General features: G+C 54.7%; 20 protein-coding genes. 17 read left to right on the forward strand and 3 right to left on the reverse strand.

Going from position 1 to position 19,784, the window contains the following annotated elements; translation table 11 throughout:
- Positions 1–52 precede the first annotated feature (52 nt).
- The 6 genes from FD34_RS03830 (at position 53) to smpB (ending at position 7,042) form a co-directional block, all read left to right on the forward strand.
- Positions 53–1,435, forward strand: a complete 1,383-nt coding sequence (locus FD34_RS03830; RefSeq protein WP_057806933.1) for an amino acid permease — start codon at positions 53–55, stop codon at positions 1,433–1,435.
- 93 nt (positions 1,436–1,528) lie between these two features.
- Positions 1,529–3,061: a ClC family H(+)/Cl(-) exchange transporter gene (locus FD34_RS03835; protein WP_083479845.1), complete on the forward strand. Its 1,533-nt coding sequence runs from the start codon at positions 1,529–1,531 to the stop codon at positions 3,059–3,061.
- 67 nt (positions 3,062–3,128) lie between these two features.
- Entirely contained in the window at positions 3,129–3,368 is a 240-nt protein-coding gene (gene secG / locus FD34_RS03840; protein WP_057806936.1) for a preprotein translocase subunit SecG, read from the forward strand.
- Between the two features lie 67 nt (positions 3,369–3,435).
- Entirely contained in the window at positions 3,436–4,212 is a 777-nt protein-coding gene (locus tag FD34_RS03845) for an alpha/beta hydrolase (RefSeq protein WP_057806939.1), read from the forward strand.
- Positions 4,193–6,553, forward strand: coding sequence for a ribonuclease R (gene rnr / locus FD34_RS03850; RefSeq protein ID WP_057806941.1), 2,361 nt, complete (start codon positions 4,193–4,195; stop codon positions 6,551–6,553). The genes FD34_RS03845 and rnr overlap by 20 nt, the downstream gene beginning before the upstream one ends.
- Positions 6,554–6,571: 18 nt before the next feature.
- The gene (gene smpB, locus FD34_RS03855) at positions 6,572–7,042 is read left to right on the forward strand and encodes an SsrA-binding protein SmpB (protein ID WP_057806943.1); all 471 of its coding nucleotides are present in this window, start codon (positions 6,572–6,574) and stop codon (positions 7,040–7,042) included.
- A 23-nt stretch (positions 7,043–7,065) separates the two neighbouring features.
- Here smpB and FD34_RS03860 read toward each other — a convergent pair whose 3' ends face one another.
- On the reverse strand, positions 7,066–7,635 hold the full coding sequence (locus tag FD34_RS03860) for an LURP-one-related/scramblase family protein (RefSeq protein WP_057806945.1): 570 nt from the start codon (positions 7,633–7,635) through the stop codon (positions 7,066–7,068).
- 135 nt (positions 7,636–7,770) lie between these two features.
- On the opposite strand from FD34_RS03860, the gene FD34_RS03865 reads away from it, so the two are divergent.
- From FD34_RS03865 to FD34_RS03885, 5 genes are all read left to right on the forward strand, one after another.
- A complete protein-coding gene (locus tag FD34_RS03865) occupies positions 7,771–8,475 on the forward strand; it encodes a uracil-DNA glycosylase (RefSeq protein WP_057806947.1) in 705 nt (234 codons plus the stop codon).
- 43 nt (positions 8,476–8,518) lie between these two features.
- Positions 8,519–9,493 carry a phosphate acetyltransferase gene (gene pta, locus FD34_RS03870; protein WP_057806949.1) on the forward strand — a complete coding sequence of 325 codons (975 nt, stop codon included), beginning with the start codon at positions 8,519–8,521 and terminating at the stop codon, positions 9,491–9,493.
- Between the two features lie 72 nt (positions 9,494–9,565).
- Positions 9,566–9,997 carry a hypothetical protein gene (locus tag FD34_RS03875; RefSeq protein ID WP_152936719.1) on the forward strand — a complete coding sequence of 144 codons (432 nt, stop codon included), beginning with the start codon at positions 9,566–9,568 and terminating at the stop codon, positions 9,995–9,997.
- A gap of 64 nt (positions 9,998–10,061) precedes the next feature.
- Entirely contained in the window at positions 10,062–10,520 is a 459-nt protein-coding gene (gene tsaE / locus FD34_RS03880) for a tRNA (adenosine(37)-N6)-threonylcarbamoyltransferase complex ATPase subunit type 1 TsaE (RefSeq protein WP_057806953.1), read from the forward strand.
- Positions 10,520–11,005 carry a GNAT family N-acetyltransferase gene (locus FD34_RS03885; RefSeq protein WP_057806955.1) on the forward strand — a complete coding sequence of 162 codons (486 nt, stop codon included), beginning with the start codon at positions 10,520–10,522 and terminating at the stop codon, positions 11,003–11,005. Before tsaE ends, FD34_RS03885 begins: the two co-directional genes overlap by 1 nt.
- Before the next feature lie 43 nt (positions 11,006–11,048).
- Here the strand turns inward: FD34_RS03885 and FD34_RS03890 are convergent, their stop codons facing one another.
- Positions 11,049–11,585 carry a 3'-5' exonuclease gene (locus FD34_RS03890; RefSeq protein ID WP_057806957.1) on the reverse strand — a complete coding sequence of 179 codons (537 nt, stop codon included), beginning with the start codon at positions 11,583–11,585 and terminating at the stop codon, positions 11,049–11,051.
- A 127-nt stretch (positions 11,586–11,712) separates the two neighbouring features.
- Between FD34_RS03890 and murB the strand changes: the two genes are divergently transcribed.
- Positions 11,713–12,606, forward strand: a complete 894-nt coding sequence (murB, locus tag FD34_RS03895) for a UDP-N-acetylmuramate dehydrogenase (RefSeq protein ID WP_057806959.1) — start codon at positions 11,713–11,715, stop codon at positions 12,604–12,606.
- A gap of 163 nt (positions 12,607–12,769) precedes the next feature.
- Positions 12,770–13,693, forward strand: coding sequence for a ribokinase (gene rbsK, locus FD34_RS03900; protein WP_057806961.1), 924 nt, complete (start codon positions 12,770–12,772; stop codon positions 13,691–13,693).
- Between the two features lie 40 nt (positions 13,694–13,733).
- Here the strand turns inward: rbsK and FD34_RS03905 are convergent, their stop codons facing one another.
- Positions 13,734–14,399, reverse strand: a complete 666-nt coding sequence (locus FD34_RS03905) for a DUF1361 domain-containing protein (protein WP_057806963.1) — start codon at positions 14,397–14,399, stop codon at positions 13,734–13,736.
- 127 nt (positions 14,400–14,526) lie between these two features.
- Between FD34_RS03905 and cdaA the strand changes: the two genes are divergently transcribed.
- From cdaA to glmS, 4 genes are all read left to right on the forward strand, one after another.
- The gene (cdaA, locus tag FD34_RS03910) at positions 14,527–15,375 is read left to right on the forward strand and encodes a diadenylate cyclase CdaA (RefSeq protein ID WP_057806964.1); all 849 of its coding nucleotides are present in this window, start codon (positions 14,527–14,529) and stop codon (positions 15,373–15,375) included.
- Entirely contained in the window at positions 15,362–16,231 is an 870-nt protein-coding gene (locus FD34_RS03915) for a CdaR family protein (RefSeq protein ID WP_057806966.1), read from the forward strand. The genes cdaA and FD34_RS03915 overlap by 14 nt, the downstream gene beginning before the upstream one ends.
- A 23-nt stretch (positions 16,232–16,254) precedes the next feature.
- Positions 16,255–17,610, forward strand: coding sequence for a phosphoglucosamine mutase (gene glmM / locus FD34_RS03920; protein ID WP_057806968.1), 1,356 nt, complete (start codon positions 16,255–16,257; stop codon positions 17,608–17,610).
- 200 nt (positions 17,611–17,810) lie between these two features.
- Positions 17,811–19,631, forward strand: a complete 1,821-nt coding sequence (glmS, locus tag FD34_RS03925; RefSeq protein ID WP_057806970.1) for a glutamine--fructose-6-phosphate transaminase (isomerizing) — start codon at positions 17,811–17,813, stop codon at positions 19,629–19,631.
- Positions 19,632–19,784 lie beyond the last annotated feature (153 nt).

Consider the following 19,784-nt stretch of genomic DNA (forward strand, 5'->3'; position numbering starts at 1 on the left):
AAATTATAATATACTTTACTAGAATTAGGTTAGGAAAGGGATCTGATAGAAAATGAAAGACAATGCACCGAAACTCCGACGGTCGATGACGGCGGGGCAGATGGAGATGATTTCCCTCGGTGGGGCGATCGGGGTCGGTCTGTTCATGGGATCGACCTCGACGATCAAGTGGACCGGGCCATCCGTCCTGTTGGCTTACGCCTTCGTGGGGTTGATCCTCTACATCGTGATGCGGGCCCTTGGCGAGATGATTTACATCAACCCAGGAACGGGATCATTTGCCGATTATGCGACCGAATATGTTCATCCCCTGGCCGGTTACCTGGCCAAGTGGGCCAACGTCTTCGAGTACATCGTCGTCGGTATGTCCGAGGTGGTGGCGGCAACGGAGTACCTCAAGTACTGGTGGCCGCACATGCATACCTGGATCGCGGGGATCGTGATCATTGCCTTCCTGGTTTTAGCCAACCTGGCGAGTGCCAAGGCCTATGGGTCACTGGAATTCTGGTTTGCCATGATCAAGGTCATCACGATCATCTTCATGATTCTCCTGGGCTTTATGGTGATCTTCTTCGGCTTTGGCAATGGGGGACACCCGACCGGATTCAGTAACCTCTGGGCCCACGGCGGCTTCTTTACTGGTGGGGTTTCCGGCTTTTTCTTCTCAATGTCGATCATCGTCGGCTCCTACGAGGGGATCGAGCTATTGGGGATCTCTGCCGGGGAGGTAGCTAACCCCCAGCGGGCGATCGTCAAGTCGGTTAAGTCGGTCCTCTTTCGGATTCTAATCTTCTACGTTGGAGCGATCTTTGTCATCGTGACGATCTACCCGTGGAACAAGCTGTCGAGTGTTGGCTCCCCGTTTGTCTCGACCTTCGCCAAGGTGGGGATCACGGCGGCGGCCTCAATCATCAACTTCGTGGTTCTGACGGCGGCCCTGTCCGGGGCTAATTCTGGAATCTACAGCTCCAGCCGGATGCTCTTCAAGCTGGCCCACGAGGGGGACGCTCCCAAGATCTTCGGCCGGCTGTCCAAGCGGGTCGTGCCAGACGCGGCAATCCTCGGCATTTCCGGGGGGATCCTGATCGGGTTCATCATCGACATGATCTCCTCAATCTACAGCAAGTCGACAGCTGACATGTTCGTGGTTGTCTTCAGTTCCTCGGTATTACCGGGGATGATCCCGTGGTTTGTGATCCTGTTGGCCGAGTTGCGCTTCCGCCACAACAATTCAGAAGTGATGGCTGATCACCCATTTAAACTGCCATTCTACCCGTTCTCCAACTACTTTGCCTTCATCATGTTGATCGTCATCGTGGTCTTCATGTTTATCAACCCGGACACCCGGGTCTCGGTAATCGTCGGGGCACTTGTCCTGATCGCCGCTGTTCTGGTCTACCTCTACCGTCACCGGAATGTGGCTCGCAGCAAATAATCCTAAAATCACCGATCCAGCTACTTATTTAGCAGGGTCGGCGATTTTAGTGTAGAATGGTGAGGTGACTTTGAAATTCAGTGGGGGAACGATATGAAAAACATTCAGCGCGATAGTCAAACCAAACAGCTCCTGCGGGCGATCCTGATTGGCCTTTTGACCGGGGCGGTGGTGAGTCTCTTCCGCCTGGCCATCCAGCACCTGCTGACCCTGGTCGGTAAGAGTTTCCAATACTTCCACACCCAACCACTCTGGCTGATCCCTTGGGCAGTCGGTTCGGTTATCCTGGCCCTTCTGTTGGGGTGGATGGCCCAGCGCAACCCCAATATCAAGGGGTCAGGGATCCCCCAGGTTGAGGGACAGCTGACCAGTCAGTTTGATGAAGAATGGTGGCCGGTTCTCTGGCGTAAGTTTGTCGGTGGAATCCTGGCAATTGGGTCGGGCCTCTTCCTCGGTCGGGAGGGGCCATCGATTCAGCTGGGCGCCACGATCGGTCAGGGAGTGGCGGAAAACTTCCATTCTAACCAGCTGGATCGCCAGGTCGGCATTGCCAGCGGGGCGGCGGCCGGATTATCGGCGGCTTTCAACGCCCCGATTGCTAGTACCATCTTTATCCTTGAGGAGGTTTACCACAACTTTTCCCCGGTAATCTGGCTGTCAACCTTCGTTTCGGCCCTCTGTTCGAACCTGGTCTCGATGGTCATCTTCGGCCTGCACCCCGTCCTCAACGTTCCCTATCAGCAGATGTTACCGACGCGGTTCTACTGGCACTTACTGGTTCTCGGCCTGGCCCTGGGACTACTGGGACGACTGTATCAGGTCGTGATCCTGCACCTCAACACCTGGAGCGCTAAGCTAAAGTGGCTGCCCCCGTTGGCCTACCCGGTGGTTCCGTTCCTGCTGGTGATTCCGATCGCCTGGTTCTGGCCCCAGACCCTGGGTGGCGGAAACCAGCTGATCGGTAACCTGCGCCTGATGCCGGTCTCCGTCGGCCTTTTTCTCGGCCTCTTCGTCCTTCGTTTTGTCTTCTCAATGATCAGCTATGGTTCACAGCTGCCCGGGGGAATTTTCCTCCCGATCCTGACCCTAGGGGCAGTGCTCGGGGCCCTCTACTGTGCCCTGATGAGTCAATTGGGACTCCTGCCGGCGCGTTACCTGCCGAATTTCATCATCTATGCGATGGCGGGTTACTTTGCCTGCATCAGTAAGGCCCCCTTCACCGCAATCTTGTTGATTACGGAGATGGTCGGCTCCTTGGCCCACCTGATGCCGTTGGCCACAGTGGCGGTGTTCGCCTACCTGGTGGTCAACGCCCTCCACGGCGAGCCGGTCTACACGGCAATGTTCAACGCCTTCATCGGCAAGCACCCGCAGAAGCTAGAGCAAAACGTTACGATGCCAGTGACCGTCTACGCGGGTTCGCGCCTGGATGGTTGCCAGGTCAAGGATTACCCGTGGCCGGCTGACAGCATTGTGACCCTGATCTACCGGGGCGAGGATAAGCTGATCCCCAACGGCCAAACGACGATCCAAGCCGGCGACACCCTCCTCATCCGGGCCAACTTCACCCCCACTAACCAGTGCTACCGGCGGATAATGAGTGCGGCTCACTATGCGAACGTATAGCATTAAGGCGGGGCTTATGGTATGATAATAAAGATATAGTGGGTAAAATATATAGGAGGAAAAATCCTTGTATAACACATTAATGACTTTATTTTTAATTGATTGCGTAGTTCTGATCGCGTGCGTAATGATGCAGCCGGCGAAGAACGATAACGACGCAATGTCAGCCTTGACGGGTGGGGCCGGTGACCTTTTCTCCCGGCGCAAGGCCCGCGGTTTCGAGGCGGTCATGCAAATTGTCACGACAATCTGTGGGGCACTCTTCTTCATCCTGGCATTGGCACTGGTTTACGTATCATCACATTAGACATTGGTAGTGTGCCCCCTGCAGCATATCAGGGGGCTTTTTTTGACAGTGGAAAAGGATGGTAGCAATGAAAAAATATCCTGGCGAACCCTTTTATTTTAACGGCGGGCGGCCGGCGGTGATCCTCCTGCATGCCTACTCGGGCAACAGCAACGACGTCCGAATGCTGGGCCGGGCCCTGCAGAAGCATGGCTACACGGTCTACGCCCCCGTCTTCACCGGGCATGGTGGGGATCCCTGCCGAATCCTAAGTGACGGGAATCCCGATGCCTGGTGGGAAGATACCCAGCTAGCAATCCGCCGCCTGCGCGATAGTGGTCACGACCAGTTGGCGATCTTCGGCCTCTCACTCGGGGGGCTCTTTGCCACCCGGGCCCTAGAAAACGATCAGCAGTTGCGCGGCGGGGGCGTTTTTGCCTCACCGATCACCAGCTGGGGGCGTTCCAACGTGCCGGAGTACTTTCCCCGCCTGGCAATGAACTACTACCACAGGGAGCAGACACCGGCGGCAACGGTTGCCACTAAAATGGCCTGGATCAAGGACCACCTGCCGGCCCAGCTGGCGGCCATCCAGGCGATGACCAAGCAGTTGGATGCAAATCTGGATCGACTCCACCAGCCCTTTTTCATTGCCCAGGGTGGTCATGATGAGATGATTGACTCTGACTCGGGGGCGCAGTTAGCACAGCGGCTCCGTGACCAGGGGACACCGGTTGATTACCACTTCTACCCGAACGCCACCCACCTGCTGACGGTCAATACGGCCCACCGGCAGTTGTTTAATGACGTCAATGACTATTTACAAAAATTATTCGAGGTATCAGATGACAACGAGAACAAATAATAAGCAACAATTAGCAGACAAGATTCTTAATTATTTAACGGATAACGCAGGCGTTAGCTACTCCGCCGAGCGGATCGCCTACCACCTGGGGATGGACAATGGTAACCAGTTCACCCCGGTGGTCCAGACCCTGGCCCAGCTGGAACGTGATAAGAAGGTCCAGGTGACCGACAAGGGAGAATTTGAGGCGGTTATCAAACAGCAGCCCCTGACTGGGACCTTTCACGGTAACGACAAGGGCTTCGGCTTTGTCGACTACGATCCCGACCTGCCCGACATGTACATCAATCCCGACCACACCATGCACGCCCTGAACGGTGACCAGGTGACGCTCAAGGTCCTGCGTCCCGGAAAACCGGGGACTGACCAGGGACCCGAGGGACAGGTTACGTCTATCGTTGAGCATAACTACACGCGGGTTGTCGGCGAGTTTAAGCAGGAAACGGTCGGTAACTACATTGGCGAGATCCTGCTCAAGGACAAAAAGCTCAGCACCTACCGCTTCTTCGTCACCGACCAGGGCCTGAAGCCAATGGATGGCCAAGTGGTCACGGCGACGGTTGCCACCTACCCAGACGATGATTCACCCAAGGTCATGACCGGGGCGGTCACCGAGGTTATCGGGGACAAGGACGAACCAGGGATCGATATCATGTCGGTCATCTACGCCCATGATGTTCCCCATGAATTTCCTAAGGAAGCCCTTGAACAGGCCAATAAGATTCCATTACACGTTTTGCCAGAGGAGAAGAAGGGGCGTGAAGACATCACCGACCAGCCGCTGGTCACGATCGACGCCATCGAATCTAAGGACCTCGACGACGCCGTGGTGGCCTGGAAGATGGACAACGGCCACTACCACCTCGGTGTTCACATCGCCGACGTCAGTCACTACGTCAAGCCGGGGACCCCGCTGGATAAGGAGGCTTTCAAGCGGGGAACCTCTGTTTATCTGACCGACCGGGTGGTCCCAATGCTGCCGAAGCGCCTGTCCAACGGGATCTGTTCCCTAAACCCAGGCGAGGAACGGCTGGCAATGAGCTGTGAGATGGAAATCGACGAGCAGGGTAAGATTGTCAACCACCGGATCTTCCCAAGCGTCATGCGGTCCCACGCCCGGATGACCTACAAGGCGGTAAACCGGATCCTGGAGGCCCACGATTCGAAGACGATTGCTGAGTACAAGGACCTGGTACCGATGTTTGAGACTATGGGCGAGCTGCACCGGATCCTGCTCAAGAATCGGAAGCGGCGGGGGGCCATCGACTTCGAGGCTCCCGAGGCCAAGATCATTGTCGACGAGAAGGGCCACCCAACCGATATCCAGCTGCGGGAGCGGGGGCTGGCGGAACGGATGATCGAATCCTTCATGCTGGCAGCCAACGAGACGGTGGCTGAGCACTACTTCAAGGAGAAGGTCCCGTTCCTCTACCGAATCCACGAGACGCCAGACAAGGACCGGATCAAGTCCTTCGTCGACTTCCTGGAGGTCTTTGGAATCAACGTCCACGGTGACATCAACAATGTCAAGCCGAAGATGTTACAGAACGTCTTGAAGGACGTTGCCGGCAAGCCTGAGGAAGAAATGGTCCAGGTAATGATGCTGCGGAGTATGCAGCAGGCGAAGTACTCCGATGAAGAACTCGGTCACTTCGGCCTGGGGGCCCCGTATTACACCCACTTTACCTCACCAATCCGGCGTTATCCCGACGACACGGTTCACCGCCTGATCAAGTGGTACGATGCCCACGGTAAGGGTGAGCATGCTAAGGCTCGTTGGCGCGATAAACTGCCAGAGATTGCCGAGCACACCTCCGTTACCGAACGGCGGGGAATTGACACGGAACGTGATGTTGATAGCATGAAGAAGGCCGAGTACATGGAGGATCATATCGGTGAGACCTTTGACGCCGTGGTCAGTTCCGTAATGAAGTTTGGTCTGTTTGTCGCGTTACCGAACACGGTCGAGGGCCTGATCCACATCAGTGTGATGAACGATGACTACTACGAGTATTCCGAGAAGCACCTGGCCCTGATCGGCCGTAAGACTCACCGGATCTTCCAGATTGGGCAGCCAATCCAGGTCAAGCTTCTCCGGGTCGACAAGGACCTGCGGGAGGTCGACTTTGAGATCGTTCATCCCGAGAATACCCCAACTACCAAGATTCGGGTGCCCCATGATGATCGCCGCGGTAATCACGGTCACTTCAACCGTCGGGACCGCAACAAGCACAACGGCCACGTCAACAACCGGCAGATCAACCGGGGGCAGAGTCGCCACCACAACAATTCACGTGACCACCATTCGGAGGGTCGTCGTCACCGGCGTCGGCGTTCATGATTTTAACGGAGGGATAGCATGGCAAAGAAGTCCCAACATTCAAACGATAACTTGATTGCCCAAAACAAAAAGGCCCGTCACGACTATTTTGTGACGGACACCTATGAGGCGGGGCTGGTGCTGACCGGGACCGAGATCAAATCGGTCCGGGCCCACCGGGTCAACCTCAAGGACGGGTTTGTCCAGGTCAAGAACGGGGAGGCCTGGTTGATGAATGTTCACATCAGTGAGTACGACAACGGGACCTACTTCAATCAGGACCCGTTGCGTAATCGGAAGCTCCTCTTGCACAAGAAGGAGATCCACCGCCTGACCGGGACCCTCCAGGATAAGGGGGTCACCCTGATCCCACTGAAGATGTATATCAAGCATGGCTATGCTAAGGTCCTGCTGGGAGTTGCCAAGGGTAAACACCAGTATGACAAGCGTGAGGCCATCAAGCGGCGGGAGCAGAACCGCGAGATTGAACGGGTAATGAAGCATTACTAAACAAGAAACGAGCAGCATCGCGATCAACGGTGCTGCTCGTTTTTAATAGTGTTACACTTGATGTCCATTCCAAGATTGTCGGCCAGGCGGGGACGACGGAGGCGCAGACGACCTTTGTCACGTTGTCCGCGACGGGCCCAATGGTCGAGAACGCTGGCGACTAAAATGGCAAGGGGTTCATCAGCCTGCTGATCAACCTTCAATTCGTGGTAGTAGTTCCCGGTGAGCTCCACTGGCTGGAGGGAGAAGACCTGACGACTGCCCTGAAAGACCCGGTAGCGGCCGGCCAGGGGAGAACCAACGATGAACCAATTCAACCCCCGGACGTAGATCACCTGGCGGACGAAGCCTAGGGACTTACCGACCGTGCCGACCCGCTGCCGGTTGAGGTAGAGGGCGAACTTGGGCAGCATTCCCAAGGACTGCTGCTTGACCTCAGCGAGCAGGGTCCCGTTGATTGCATAGAGGGAAAGGACGTCGTAGTGCATACCCCACTTACCGACGAGGAGGTAGCAAGACCGGCCCTGGTGATCACGGATGACCGTGGTCCCGTGAAGGTCGGTTGTGTGATCCCGCAGATATAATTGCCGCATTTTTTCACCACCCATCTACTCATTTAAGAATATTTTACCAGCTTGTTCAGTAATTGCCTACCGCAAAGCGTTTTCATTTCAGTGCGCAGGCGGCGGGGAGATATGCTAAAATAATAGGCGAGGTGCTAAATAGTCATGAAACAATTAATTCATAATGACTGGTGGGATGTTTTAAAACCACAGTTTGAGAGTGCATACTATGCACAGCTACGCGAATTCCTGAAAGAGGAATATACACATCACACGGTTTACCCGGAGATGCACCACATTTTCGAGGCCTTCGAGTGGACACCCTTTCACGCGGTCAAGGTTGTGATCCTGGGTCAAGATCCGTACCACGGACCACACCAGGCCCATGGGTGTAGTTTTTCCGTCCTGCCGGGGGTTCCGGTGCCACCGTCGTTGCAAAACATTTACAAGGAACTACAGAACGACCTGGGGTGCACCCCGGTCAACCACGGCTACTTGAAAAAGTGGGCCGACCAAGGAGTCCTGCTTTTGAACTCGGTGCTGACGGTTCGTGACGGCCAGGCATTCTCCCACAAGGGTCACGGTTGGGAAAAACTGACGGACGCGGCGATCCACGCTCTGTCCGAACGTCCTAAGCCAGTGATCTTCATCCTGTGGGGGCGGGCCGCCCGTGACAAGAAGAAGCTGATCAACCTGGATACCAATATTGTCCTCGAGTCAGCCCACCCGAGCCCGCTGTCCGCCAACCGTGGTTTCTTCGGCTCCCGGCCATTCTCCAAGACCAACGAGGCACTTCAGGCGATGGGAGAAACGCCGATTGATTGGCAACTGCCGGCCCAGCCGGTGGTTGATTCGCAAATCGCAAACTAGGCGTAGATGCTTGATGACCACTAATTAGAGGAGGTTTAGCATAATGGAACTATTTGATGAAATTGCTGCTAAGGTAAAGGGACAGGGGAAGACGATTGTGTTCCCTGAAGGTGAGGACAAGCGGATCCTCGGTGCAGCTATCCGTCTGCAAAAGGACGGTCTGCTTAAACCAATCCTGCTTGGTACCCGGGCCGACATTGAAAAGACTGCTCAGGACAACGGCTTCGACATCGCTGGACTGACGATCATCGATCCGGTTGAATACCCAGCTGCCGATAAGAAGGCCATGTTTGATGCCCTACTGGAACGGCGGAAGGGCAAGAACACTCCTGAACAGGTGGAGGAGATGCTCAAGGACGTCAGCTACTTTGGTACCATGCTGGTCTACATGGGTAAAGCTGACGGGATGGTTTCCGGGGCGGTTCACTCCACCGGTTCCACCGTTCGTCCCGCCCTCCAGATCGTCAAGACCAAGCCGGGTGTTCACCGGATCAGTGGAGCCTTTTTAATGATTAAGGGTGACCAGCGCTATATCTTTGCTGACTGTGCCATTAACATCGAGCTGGACGCCCCAACGATGGCTGAGGTGGCCGTTCAGAGTGCCAAGACGGCCAAACTCTTTGGAATTGACCCGAAGGTAGCCCTGCTAAGCTTCTCCACTAAGGGTTCCGCCAAGGGGGATATGGTTACCAAGGTTGCCGACGCCACGGCCAAGGTTCACGAGATGGAACCAGACCTGCCGGCCGACGGTGAGCTTCAGTTCGATGCTGCCTTTGTTCCGGCAGTCGGTGAACTGAAGGCCCCTGGCTCTAAGGTTGCCGGTCACGCCAACGTCTTCATCTTCCCAAGTCTGGAGGCCGGTAACATTGGCTACAAGATTGCCCAGCGTTTTGGTGGCTTCACCGCTGTTGGCCCAATCCTGCAGGGCCTGAACGCCCCAATTGCGGACCTCTCACGGGGATGCAGCGAGGACGATGCCTATAAGGTTGCCCTGATTACGGCAGCCCAGGCACTGTAATTAAGAAACGAATGATGGTCGGGAGCCAGTGATGGTTGCCGGCCTTTTTTGGTATAAGGGGAGGTGATGATAGTGCGGCATTGGTGGACGCTGCTTTGCTTGCTGGCCCTAGTGGCTAATGTTGCCTTTCTATCCCCGGTCCATGCCGAAATGCGTGCTAGTCCGAGCACGGTCAACCAGCAGTTGGCCCAGGAGTTGGCGGACCACCGCGCATATGCTGCCGGTGATCCGGGTAACTATGGTTATGCCAAGTTTATCCACCAGGTCAGGGTGACTGGCCACCGACGGATCATGGTCTGGGTCAGCCGGCGCTTTTGTCGTCTGCCGGCGGGTGATAAAACCAGCGTGATGAATCAGGTCCAGGCCCTCGCCCGGATGGTGCTGGTTAACAACCATTGGATCGACAAGGAAAATTCCGCCCGTGGCCTGACGGTGACGGTTCGTTGCCGGGGACAGGTGGTCGGGTACAGTCAGCCTCATAACTCCTATTGCTACAAGTGGTGATCTTTGTCTTTCCGGGGGCAGTAGGTTAGAATAGGGCTAAGATTTATATTTGAGGTGGATTGTAATGAAGAAGAAAACGTTAAGCAGCCGGGACGCGACGATTGCGCTCGGTGAACGGATTGGTCGCCAGTTGGTGGCGGGGGATGTTCTGGTCCTAGATGGGGACCTTGGGGCCGGTAAGACGACCTTTACCAAGGGCCTGGCCAAGGGGCTCGACATCCCTGACCTAATCAAGAGCCCCACTTTCACGATTATCCGGGAATACCAAGATGGCCGCCTGCCCCTCTACCACATGGATGCCTATCGTCTGGAAAGTGGTGGGGCGGAGGATCTCGGTCTCGAGGAGTACTTCGACAGTGACGGGGTAAGTGTCGTTGAGTGGGCCGAGTTTGTGGAGGACGAGCTGCCGGATGACTTCCTGGCTATCCACTTCAAGCGGACCGATGATGAGGGTACCCGAATCCTGGAGTTTGAACCGCACGGGACCCACTTCACCAAGCTAGTTGAGGACGTGGTAGCGTAATGGCAGACCAGGTAACGATCAAACTGGCAACGGCCGACGATGCCCCAGCGGTCCTGGATTTTCTCCGACAGGCGGCCACCGAAAGCGACGCGGTCCTGATTCCCCACCTCGATCAGGTAACGGATGACCAGGAGCGGCAGAATATTGACCTGATCAATCGCTTCGACGACTGCGTGATCATGCTAGCGATGCTTGGGTCTCAACCGATTGGGATCGTAACGGTGATGGTCCAAGGTGACCGGCCCACTGCCGGCGAGCTTGGCGTCGTGGTTGCCAAGAATTACTGGCGTAACGGCATCGGCCGGCTGTTGGTTGAGGAGGCCCAGTACTGGTTCGCCACCTATAGCAGCCTGGATTCTCTGGTATTGACCGTTTTTGCCAGTAACACCCCGGCGATTGCCCTCTATCAGCGTTGTCATTTTGTCCAGACCGGGACGACGGTCGAAGATGGCAGGAACGTCCTGCAGATGGAATATCGTAGGTAATTAAAAAGCACGGTGAGGAGAAATTCTCATCGTGCTTTGTCGTTTAACCGAACATTTTGATGAAGGGCCGGATCCGCTGGTCGCCAAAGTTCCGGTCCTGGTAGAGGAGGATGTTGGCGCAGGCTTGAGCATCATTGAGGGCGTTGTGGTGGTGATGGAGGTCGATATTGAGGGCGTCACAGACCGTGTTGAGCTTGTAGTTGGCAAGCCCCGGGATCAGTTGCCGACTACTGCGGACGGTATCGAGGGTCTGGTAGGCCGGGGGTTCGATCCCGTAGTGTTCGAGGGTGCTCTTGAGGACGCTATTATCGAAGCGGTTATTGTGGGCGATTACCAGCTTATCTGGCGTGTAGAAGGACTTGATGTGTTCCCAAACCGCCGGGAAGTCCGGGGCGTCCTGGACGTCGCGCTCATGGATACCGTGGATCTGGACGTTGCGCCAGAAGAAGTCGGTGTGGGGGTTGATGAGGGTGTAAAACTCATCGGCAATCTGGTCGTTACGGACAATGGTCAACGCCAGCGAGCAGGCACTGTAGCGCTTGCCACTGGCAGTCTCGAAGTCCATGGCGATGAAGTTCATGCAGGTACTTCCTTTCGTGATTGATAACTACTATTTTAGCCGCTACCGGTGTTTTTGGCAAAAGTTGTGCGGAAAGATGATACAATATCTAGGAGTGATAATTTATGAAAAGGAAGGGCATACCAAATTGGCTAACTTAATGAATGAATTTCCAGAGATTGATATCAAGCAGGACGAACCACTGATGAAGTATACCTACACGCACACCGGGGGGCCGGCCGACTGGTTAGCCTTCCCCAAGAGTATCGACGAGGTCAAGCAATTGGTTCAGTATGCCCGGGCCAACCAGCTGCCGCTGACTGTGTTGGGCAACGCCAGCAACCTAATCGTTCGCGATGGGGGAATTGATGGGCTGACGATGATCCTCACCAAGCTTGACGCCATTACCGTCGACGGCAATCAGGTGACTGCCCAGGCCGGGGCCGCCTACATTGATACCACGATTGCTGCCCGTGACCACCACCTGTCCGGGTTGGAGTTTGCGGCCGGGATCCCGGGGAGTATTGGTGGAGCGGTCTTCATGAATGCTGGGGCCTACGGTGGCGAAACCAAGCAGGTGGTCACCGCTGCCACGGTGATGCTGCCGGACGGCACAATCGAGCGCCTCGATAACGCTGGCCTTGACTTTGGCTACCGTCACAGCAGTGTCCAGGATAATCATGGGGTGGTCTTGGATGCGACCTTTACCCTGGAACCCGGTGACTATGACCAGATCAAGACCACGATGGATGACTTGAATGAACGTCGGGCCGCCAAACAGCCTTTGGAGTTGCCGTCCTGCGGGAGTGTTTTCAAGCGACCACAGGGCTACTACGCCGGGAAGCTGATTCACGACGCCGGCCTGCAGGGCTACACACATGGCGGGGCCCAGGTTTCCACCAAGCACGCTGGCTTCATTGTTAACATCGACCACGGGACCGCGGCAGATTATGTAGCGGTTATCGAGCACGTTCAAGCGACGGTTAAGGATAAGTTTGGTGTGGCGTTGCAGACCGAGGTCCGGATCATCGGTCGTAATTAAAGAACATGGGGATGAAAATATGCAGCTAATAGGTATTTCATCCCTTTTTTTAGTTGCTTTTATAAAACGTTTTACGTTTTGCTAGAATAGTCTTTGTAATCGTTTTAGTTCTATGATAGAATATTTTTGAAATATGAATTCGGATTGAATAAGGAGAGTAAGTATGAGTAAGAAAGTAGTTGTTTTAGGAAGCATTAACGTTGATACGACCTACCACGTTGACCGGTTCCCACAACCGGGTGAAACGATCTCAGCCAAGAGCAAGAGCTCGGCTCCGGGCGGAAAGGGTGCCAACCAGGCTGTAGCCGCTGCTCGGTCCGGTGCCAAGACGGCCTTCATCGGTGCCGTTGGTTCTGACAGTGAGGGGCAGTACATGCTGGAGGCCTTGAAGGACAACGATGTTGATACTCACCACATCACGGTTGATAAGTACCACGGTACCGGGACCGCTGCGGTTACCCTGGATGCCGAGGGACAAAACGATATCATGATTTATGGTGGTGCCAACCAGGCGATGACTCCCGAACTGGTTGCCGACATCGATGACATTTTGGACGATGCCGACTTCCTGATCAGCCAGTTTGAAACGCCACAGGATGTTACCCTGGCCGCTTTCAAGAAGGCCAAGGAACACGGTGTGACCACCATTCTTAACCCGGCCCCGGCCCACGAGATCATTCCCGACTTGCTCAAGGTAACCGATGTAATTGCCCCGAACGAGAGCGAATGTGCCCTCCTGACTGGGATTCCGGTGACTGACGAGGATGCCATGCTGAAGAGTGCGGAATACTTCCAGAAGCAGGGGGTTAAGCACCTGCTGATTACCCTGGGTTCCAAGGGTGTCTTCTACGCCACCCCTGACCAGCACGGCCTGGTTCCAGCCTTCAAGGTACACGCGGTTGATACGACGGCTGCCGGTGATACTTTCATTGGGGCGCTGAGTTCGCAATTAGAGGATGACCTGTCCAACGTTGCTGACACCCTGGTATACGCCCAGCGCGCTTCCAGCCTGACTGTTCAGGAGATGGGAGCCATGCCATCAATCCCAACGGCCGACAAGGTCAAGGCCGCTCTAGCAGAAAAGTAAAGATGTAACAAATAAAGGGAAGCTCGTCTTGAGCTTCCCTTTATTTGTTATCATCAATGCTAAAGTGCTGGCAGACTTTCAACAGCCAGTAGACGATTAATTGGAGAATGGTCATGATGGCCACAAATGCCGCTGTTCGCCCGCTCCAGATACTCCAGAGCTGGCGGAAAAACCAAGTTGGTGTGAAGAGCAGGTAGATTGAATGAAGGCGGAGAAAGCGACCAATGTAGATACCAATGCTAGCCATGGTCATGAAGATGACGATCCAAAGATAACGCAGCCTTGGCTGGTGTGGCGTGGTCAGCCTAGTCAATTGTCGGGCGGTCTGGTCAAGGGTGACGGTTCCTACCAACAGGCAGGCGAGGGCGCAGACCATCATCATAGCAAAATTGAGCCAGATGACCGGGTCCGAGCGGAGAATTCCGTTGATGCTGGTGTGCGGATGCAGCCAGGAGAGGTGGAAGAGGTCGGTCATCACGTAGGGGGCGTTTGGATAGAAGATCAACCAGATAATCAGGAGCAGCCAGAAGGCGAGGGCACGGCGGTCATTGAAGCGCTTGAGGTGAAAGCTCAGCTCGATCGGGACGTAACCCAGAAAGGTGTTAAACGCCATGAAGTCGTAGGGTGCTTGTGCGAAAAGCTTTAGTAAGATGATCAGGACCCAGAAGAAGAGCCAGATCCGCCAGACGGAAGATAGGTGTTTCATGATATTTGCCTTCCCATAACAGAGTTTACCTTTAGCATAGCAGAATTTTCATGAATGTATGGTGATACTTTCGTCATTACCAAAAAATGATATAATATGAACGTGAATTTAGAGGATGGTGAATGCGATGCAGTTTATAAGTTCGCTTTTGACATGGCAGAACCTGATTCACCTAATTGACATCTTAGTAATTTGGTTTCTGATCTATGAACTTCTGGTCCTGATCCGCGGGACTCGAGCGGTTCAGCTCTTCCGCGGGATCATGATCATTATCCTGGTGAAGGTCGTCAGCTGGTATGCCGGCTTGAGCACGGTCTCCTGGGTGATGGATCAGATCCTAAACTGGGGAGTGATCGCCATCGTGATCATCTTCCAGCCGGAGATTCGGCGGGGGCTGGAACACCTAGGCCGGGGAAGCTTTCTCAGCCATAACCAGTCCACCAATGAGACCGAAGAAGAGATGATCAAGCAGCTGGATCAGGCGATTCAATACATGTCGAAGCGTCGGATTGGGGCCTTGATCAGTATTCAGATGAAGACCGGGCTGGAGGAGTACATCGAGACGGGGATCCCGCTCGATGCGGATATCTCCGGCGCCCTCTTGATCAATACCTTCATTCCTAACACCCCCCTGCATGATGGGGCGGTGATCATCAAGAACAACCGGATCGCGGTCGCGGCGGCCTACCTGCCCCTCTCGGACAGTAAGCTGATTCCCAAGGAATTGGGGACCCGGCACCGGGCTGCGGTCGGCATCAGTGAGGTGACCGACGCGCTGACGATCGTGATCTCCGAGGAGACCGGGGAAGTCTCGATTACCAAGGACAACGAGCTGATCCGCAACATGTCGCAGAACGATTACCTGAAGTTCATGCGGTCGCAGCTGTGCACGCACGAACCGACACATGACAACCTGTTGACGCGACTCTACTCACTCTTTGAGCGGCAAGGAGGTGGCCAGCATGGGCAGAAATAAGGGCTTCTTCAGTCATAAGTGGGTGATGCGCCTGGCCTCACTGGTGCTGGCAATCCTCCTGTTTGCCTACGTCAACGGGAGTAAGAATGGCTTTCTCCGGCAGAACACGCGAAACAACAACGAGAATAGTGCCCTGATGTCCAACAAGTCGGTCACCCTCAAGATGCCGCTGGACATTACGGTCGACAACGCCAAGTACGTGGTTTCCGGCTACCCGCAGTACGTCAAGGTTCGTCTGAGCGGGCCGTCCGCACTGGTTACAACAACCAGTAACACCCAAAACTTCAAGGTATACGCTGACCTGAGCAATCTCAGCTCGGGTAAACACCGGGTACCGATTAAGACCAGCGGCTTAAATTCGGAACTACGAGCAACCGTTGAACCAAAGAATATTGCGGTTCAGATTCAACCCCGGCGGACGGTCAACGTTAAGGTCAGCGTCCGGCTGAATGACCGGAACCTGGCTGACAATTATCAGACTGGTCACCCGCACGCGGATGTGGATAGTGTCCAGGTTACTGGGGCCCAGAACGAGGTCCGGCGGGTGAACCGGGTGGTCGCTTACGTGGTGGTTCCGCGAGATGCCAAGGACAACCTGCAGCGGCAGGTGACCCTTCAGGCCCTCGACCGGAATGGTCAGACCTTAAACGTGGTGATCTGGCCAGCCACAACGACCGTTACGGTGCCGATCAGTTCCAAGACCAGTGATTCTTCCAGCAGCCATTCGGGCTCTGATAGTAGCACATCGTCGAGCGCGTCATCGGATAAGAAAAGGGTGCAAACCCAGTCGTCAAGTAGTAGCATAAGTAATAGCACAAGTAGTGATTCGGAATCAGCTGCCACAAGCAGCAGTTAGTCTTAATTAATAAGGAGTATATGATGAAACTTAAGTATTTTGGTACCGACGGTGTTCGGGGAGTTGCAAACGAAGATTTGAGTCCAGAACTGGCCTTCCGGGTTGGCCGGGCCGGTGGTTACGTCTTGACCCGGCATTCGGACCGGAAACAGCCCCAGGTACTGGTGGCCCGGGATACCCGGATCTCCGGTCAAATGTTGGAAAACGCCCTGATTGCGGGGCTACTTTCGGTTGGGATTGAGGTTCTGCGGCTCGGTGTGGTTACCACACCAGGGGTTGCCTACCTAGTACGGGCTCAAGAAGCTGATGCCGGGGTCATGATCACGGCTAGTCACAACCCAATCAAGTACAACGGGATTAAGTACTTTGGTGGCAACGGCTTCAAGCTCTCCGATGACCTAGAATACGAGATTGAACAACTCTTAGATGCCGAGTCTGACACCCTGCCACGGCCTTCTGATGAGGGGCTCGGGACGGTTGCCGACTACCATGAAGGAGCATTGAAATACACTTCCTTCCTGGAGCAGACGGTTTCAACTGATCTTTCTGGTTTGAAGGTCGTCGTTGACGCAGCTAACGGGGCAACGAGTGGCTTTGTCTCCAACCTGTTTGCGGACATGAATGTTGATTTCGTGCCGATCAATGACCAACCAGATGGCCTCAACACGAACCTCAACTGTGGTTCTACCCACCCGGCAGGCCTGCAGAAGGCCGTTGTTGAAAACGGTGCTGACCTCGGGGTAGCCTTCGATGGTGATGGCGACCGTTGTATCGCGGTGGACAACGAGGGTAACATTGTCGACGGTGACAAGATCATGTACATCTGTGGGAAGTACATGGACAGCAAGGGAATGCTGAAGAAGGACACCGTAGTCACGACCGTGATGAGTAACCTGGGAATGTACAAGGCTCTGGAGTCACACGGGATGAAGAGTGTCAAGACCAAGGTTGGTGACCGCTATGTCGTTGAAGAGATGCTGAAGAATGGTTACAATCTTGGTGGTGAGCAGTCCGGGCACATCATCTTCCTGGACCACAATACCACCGGTGACGGGATGCTGACCTCCCTGCAGCTGCTCTCCGTGGTTAAGGAGACCGGTAAGGGCCTGAAGGAGCTGGCCAGTGACGTAACGACCTACCCGCAGGAGTTGTTGAACATCAAGGTGGCTGACAAGGCGGCTGCAATGGAGAACCAGAAGCTCAAGGCCATTATTGCCCAGGTCGAGGACGAGATGCATGGCGATGGTCGGGTCCTGGTTCGGCCGAGTGGGACAGAACCACTACTGCGGATTATGGCTGAAGCCCCGACTAAAGAACTGGTTCACCAGTATGTTGAGAAGATTGGTGACGTGGCCCGGGCCGAATTAGAAGTTAAATAAGATACTAGCTTAGCCGGTGACGGGGATGATATTCCTCATCGCCGGCTATTTTTTTGAATCGAAGCGGAGCTAGACCAATCGGAAGTAATTGATTGACAATCGTTTCCAAAACTTGTACTATACTTAACAGTTGCTGTGGATCAATCACATCACTTATTGATCTATACCAATTTTGAGATATTCAAAGGATGGAAATAATTATGTGTGGAATTGTTGGAGTTACAGGGACTGATAACACCCTGTCAATCTTAATCAATGGTTTGAAAAAGCTGGAATACCGTGGCTATGACTCCGCGGGTGTCTATGTCAACGACAATGCTGGTCATGACTACCTGGTCAAGCGGCCGGGGCGGATCAGTAACCTGGAGGCGGCCCTGACCGATGATGTACATGGCCTTTCCGGGATTGGGCACACCCGTTGGGCAACCCATGGTGAGCCAAACGAGGCTAACGCGCACCCGCAATACTCCCAGGATAACCGCTTCTACCTGGTGCACAACGGGGTTATCGAAAACTACGCCCAACTGAAGAAGGAGTACCTCTCCGGCGTTCACTTTACTAGCCAGACCGACACCGAAGTCATCGTTCAGCTGGTTGATAAGTTCGTCGTTGAGGATCATATGGACACCCAGGCGGCGTTGCTTAAGGTCCTGCGCCTGATCAGTTCCGATTCGTCATATGCCTTCGTGATGATCGATCGTGAGGACCCGGAGACCCTTTACGTTGCCAAGAATAAGAGCCCGCTGTTGGTCGGTCTGGGTGATGGTTACAACATGGTTGGTTCCGATGCCATGTCCATGCTTAAGGAAACCAACCGCTTTATGGAAATTGCTGACCACGAGTTGGTCATCGTCAAGCCTGACCACGTCCTGATCAAGGACTTCGACGGTAACGAGAAGCACCGTGACAGCTTTACGGTCGATATGGACGCCAGTGCGGCTGACAAGGGTGCCTACCCGTTCTACATGCTCAAGGAGATTGATGAACAGCCAGCCGTAATGCGGAAGCTGGTTCAGGAATACTTTGGGGACCAAGACGACCCGCAGATCAACCCTGACCTGCTCAAGGCAATGGCTGACGCTGATCACCTTTACATCGTTGGCGCCGGGACAAGTTACCACGCCGGCCTGGTTGGTGCCCGGATCTTTGAGCGCCTGTGTGGGATCCCGACTTCCGTTCACATCTCATCCGAGTTCGCCTACGACCAACCGTTGCTCTCTAAGAAGCCATTCTTCATCTTCCTGAGCCAGAGTGGGGAGACGGCCGACAGCCGTCAGGTCCTGGTCAACGTCAACGAGCACAAGTGGCCAAGCCTGACCATCACCAACGTTGACAAGTCCACCCTGTCCCGTGAGGCTACCTTCACGGAGCTGCTTTACGCTGGCCCGGAGATCGCCGTTGCATCTACCAAGGCCTACACGGCACAGATTGCGGTTGAAGCAATCCTGGCCAAAGCCCTGGGCGAATACCTGGGCAGGGACGCTGCCAAGCAGTTTGATGTTAAGCACCAGCTCGGTCTGGTTGCTAACGGGATGCAGTCGATCACCGACAGCAAGAAGACGATTGAAGAGGTTGCAGCACGTTACCTGTCTAAGCCACGCAACGCCTTTTACATTGGGCGGGGCCTCGACTGGACGGTTTCTCTGGAAGCGGCCTTGAAGCTTAAGGAAATTTCTTATGTTCAGGCCGAAGGGTTCGCGTCTGGTGAGCTGAAGCACGGCACGATCGCCCTGATTGAGAAGGGGACGCCAGTACTAGGGATCATTACCCAGGATCGGACGGCCGGTCTGACCCGGAGCAACCTGGATGAGACCAAGGCCCGGGGTGCTAACACGATCACCATCGTTTCCCGCCACCTGGCCCAGGAGGATGGCACGATCATCCTGCCGGACGTCGATGAATGCCTGACACCACTGCTGAGCGTGGTTCCGGCCCAACTGCTGGCCTACTACACCAGTTTGGGGAAGGGGCTCGATGTCGACAAGCCACGTAACCTGGCCAAGTCCGTTACGGTTCAATAATTTTACTAAAAACAGGCTGGGAAATAAGCTTCTCGGCGCCCTGTACGGCTAGCTTAGAGCGGAGGTTGACGCTGGAGGCGTCGGCCTTCGTTCGTAATCAAATAGACTTGCTACGCTGCGCTAGACGCTAAGGGCGTGCTTACGACGCGAAGC

Source organism: Limosilactobacillus pontis DSM 8475 (assembly GCF_001435345.1).
Classification (GTDB): domain Bacteria; phylum Bacillota; class Bacilli; order Lactobacillales; family Lactobacillaceae; genus Limosilactobacillus; species Limosilactobacillus pontis.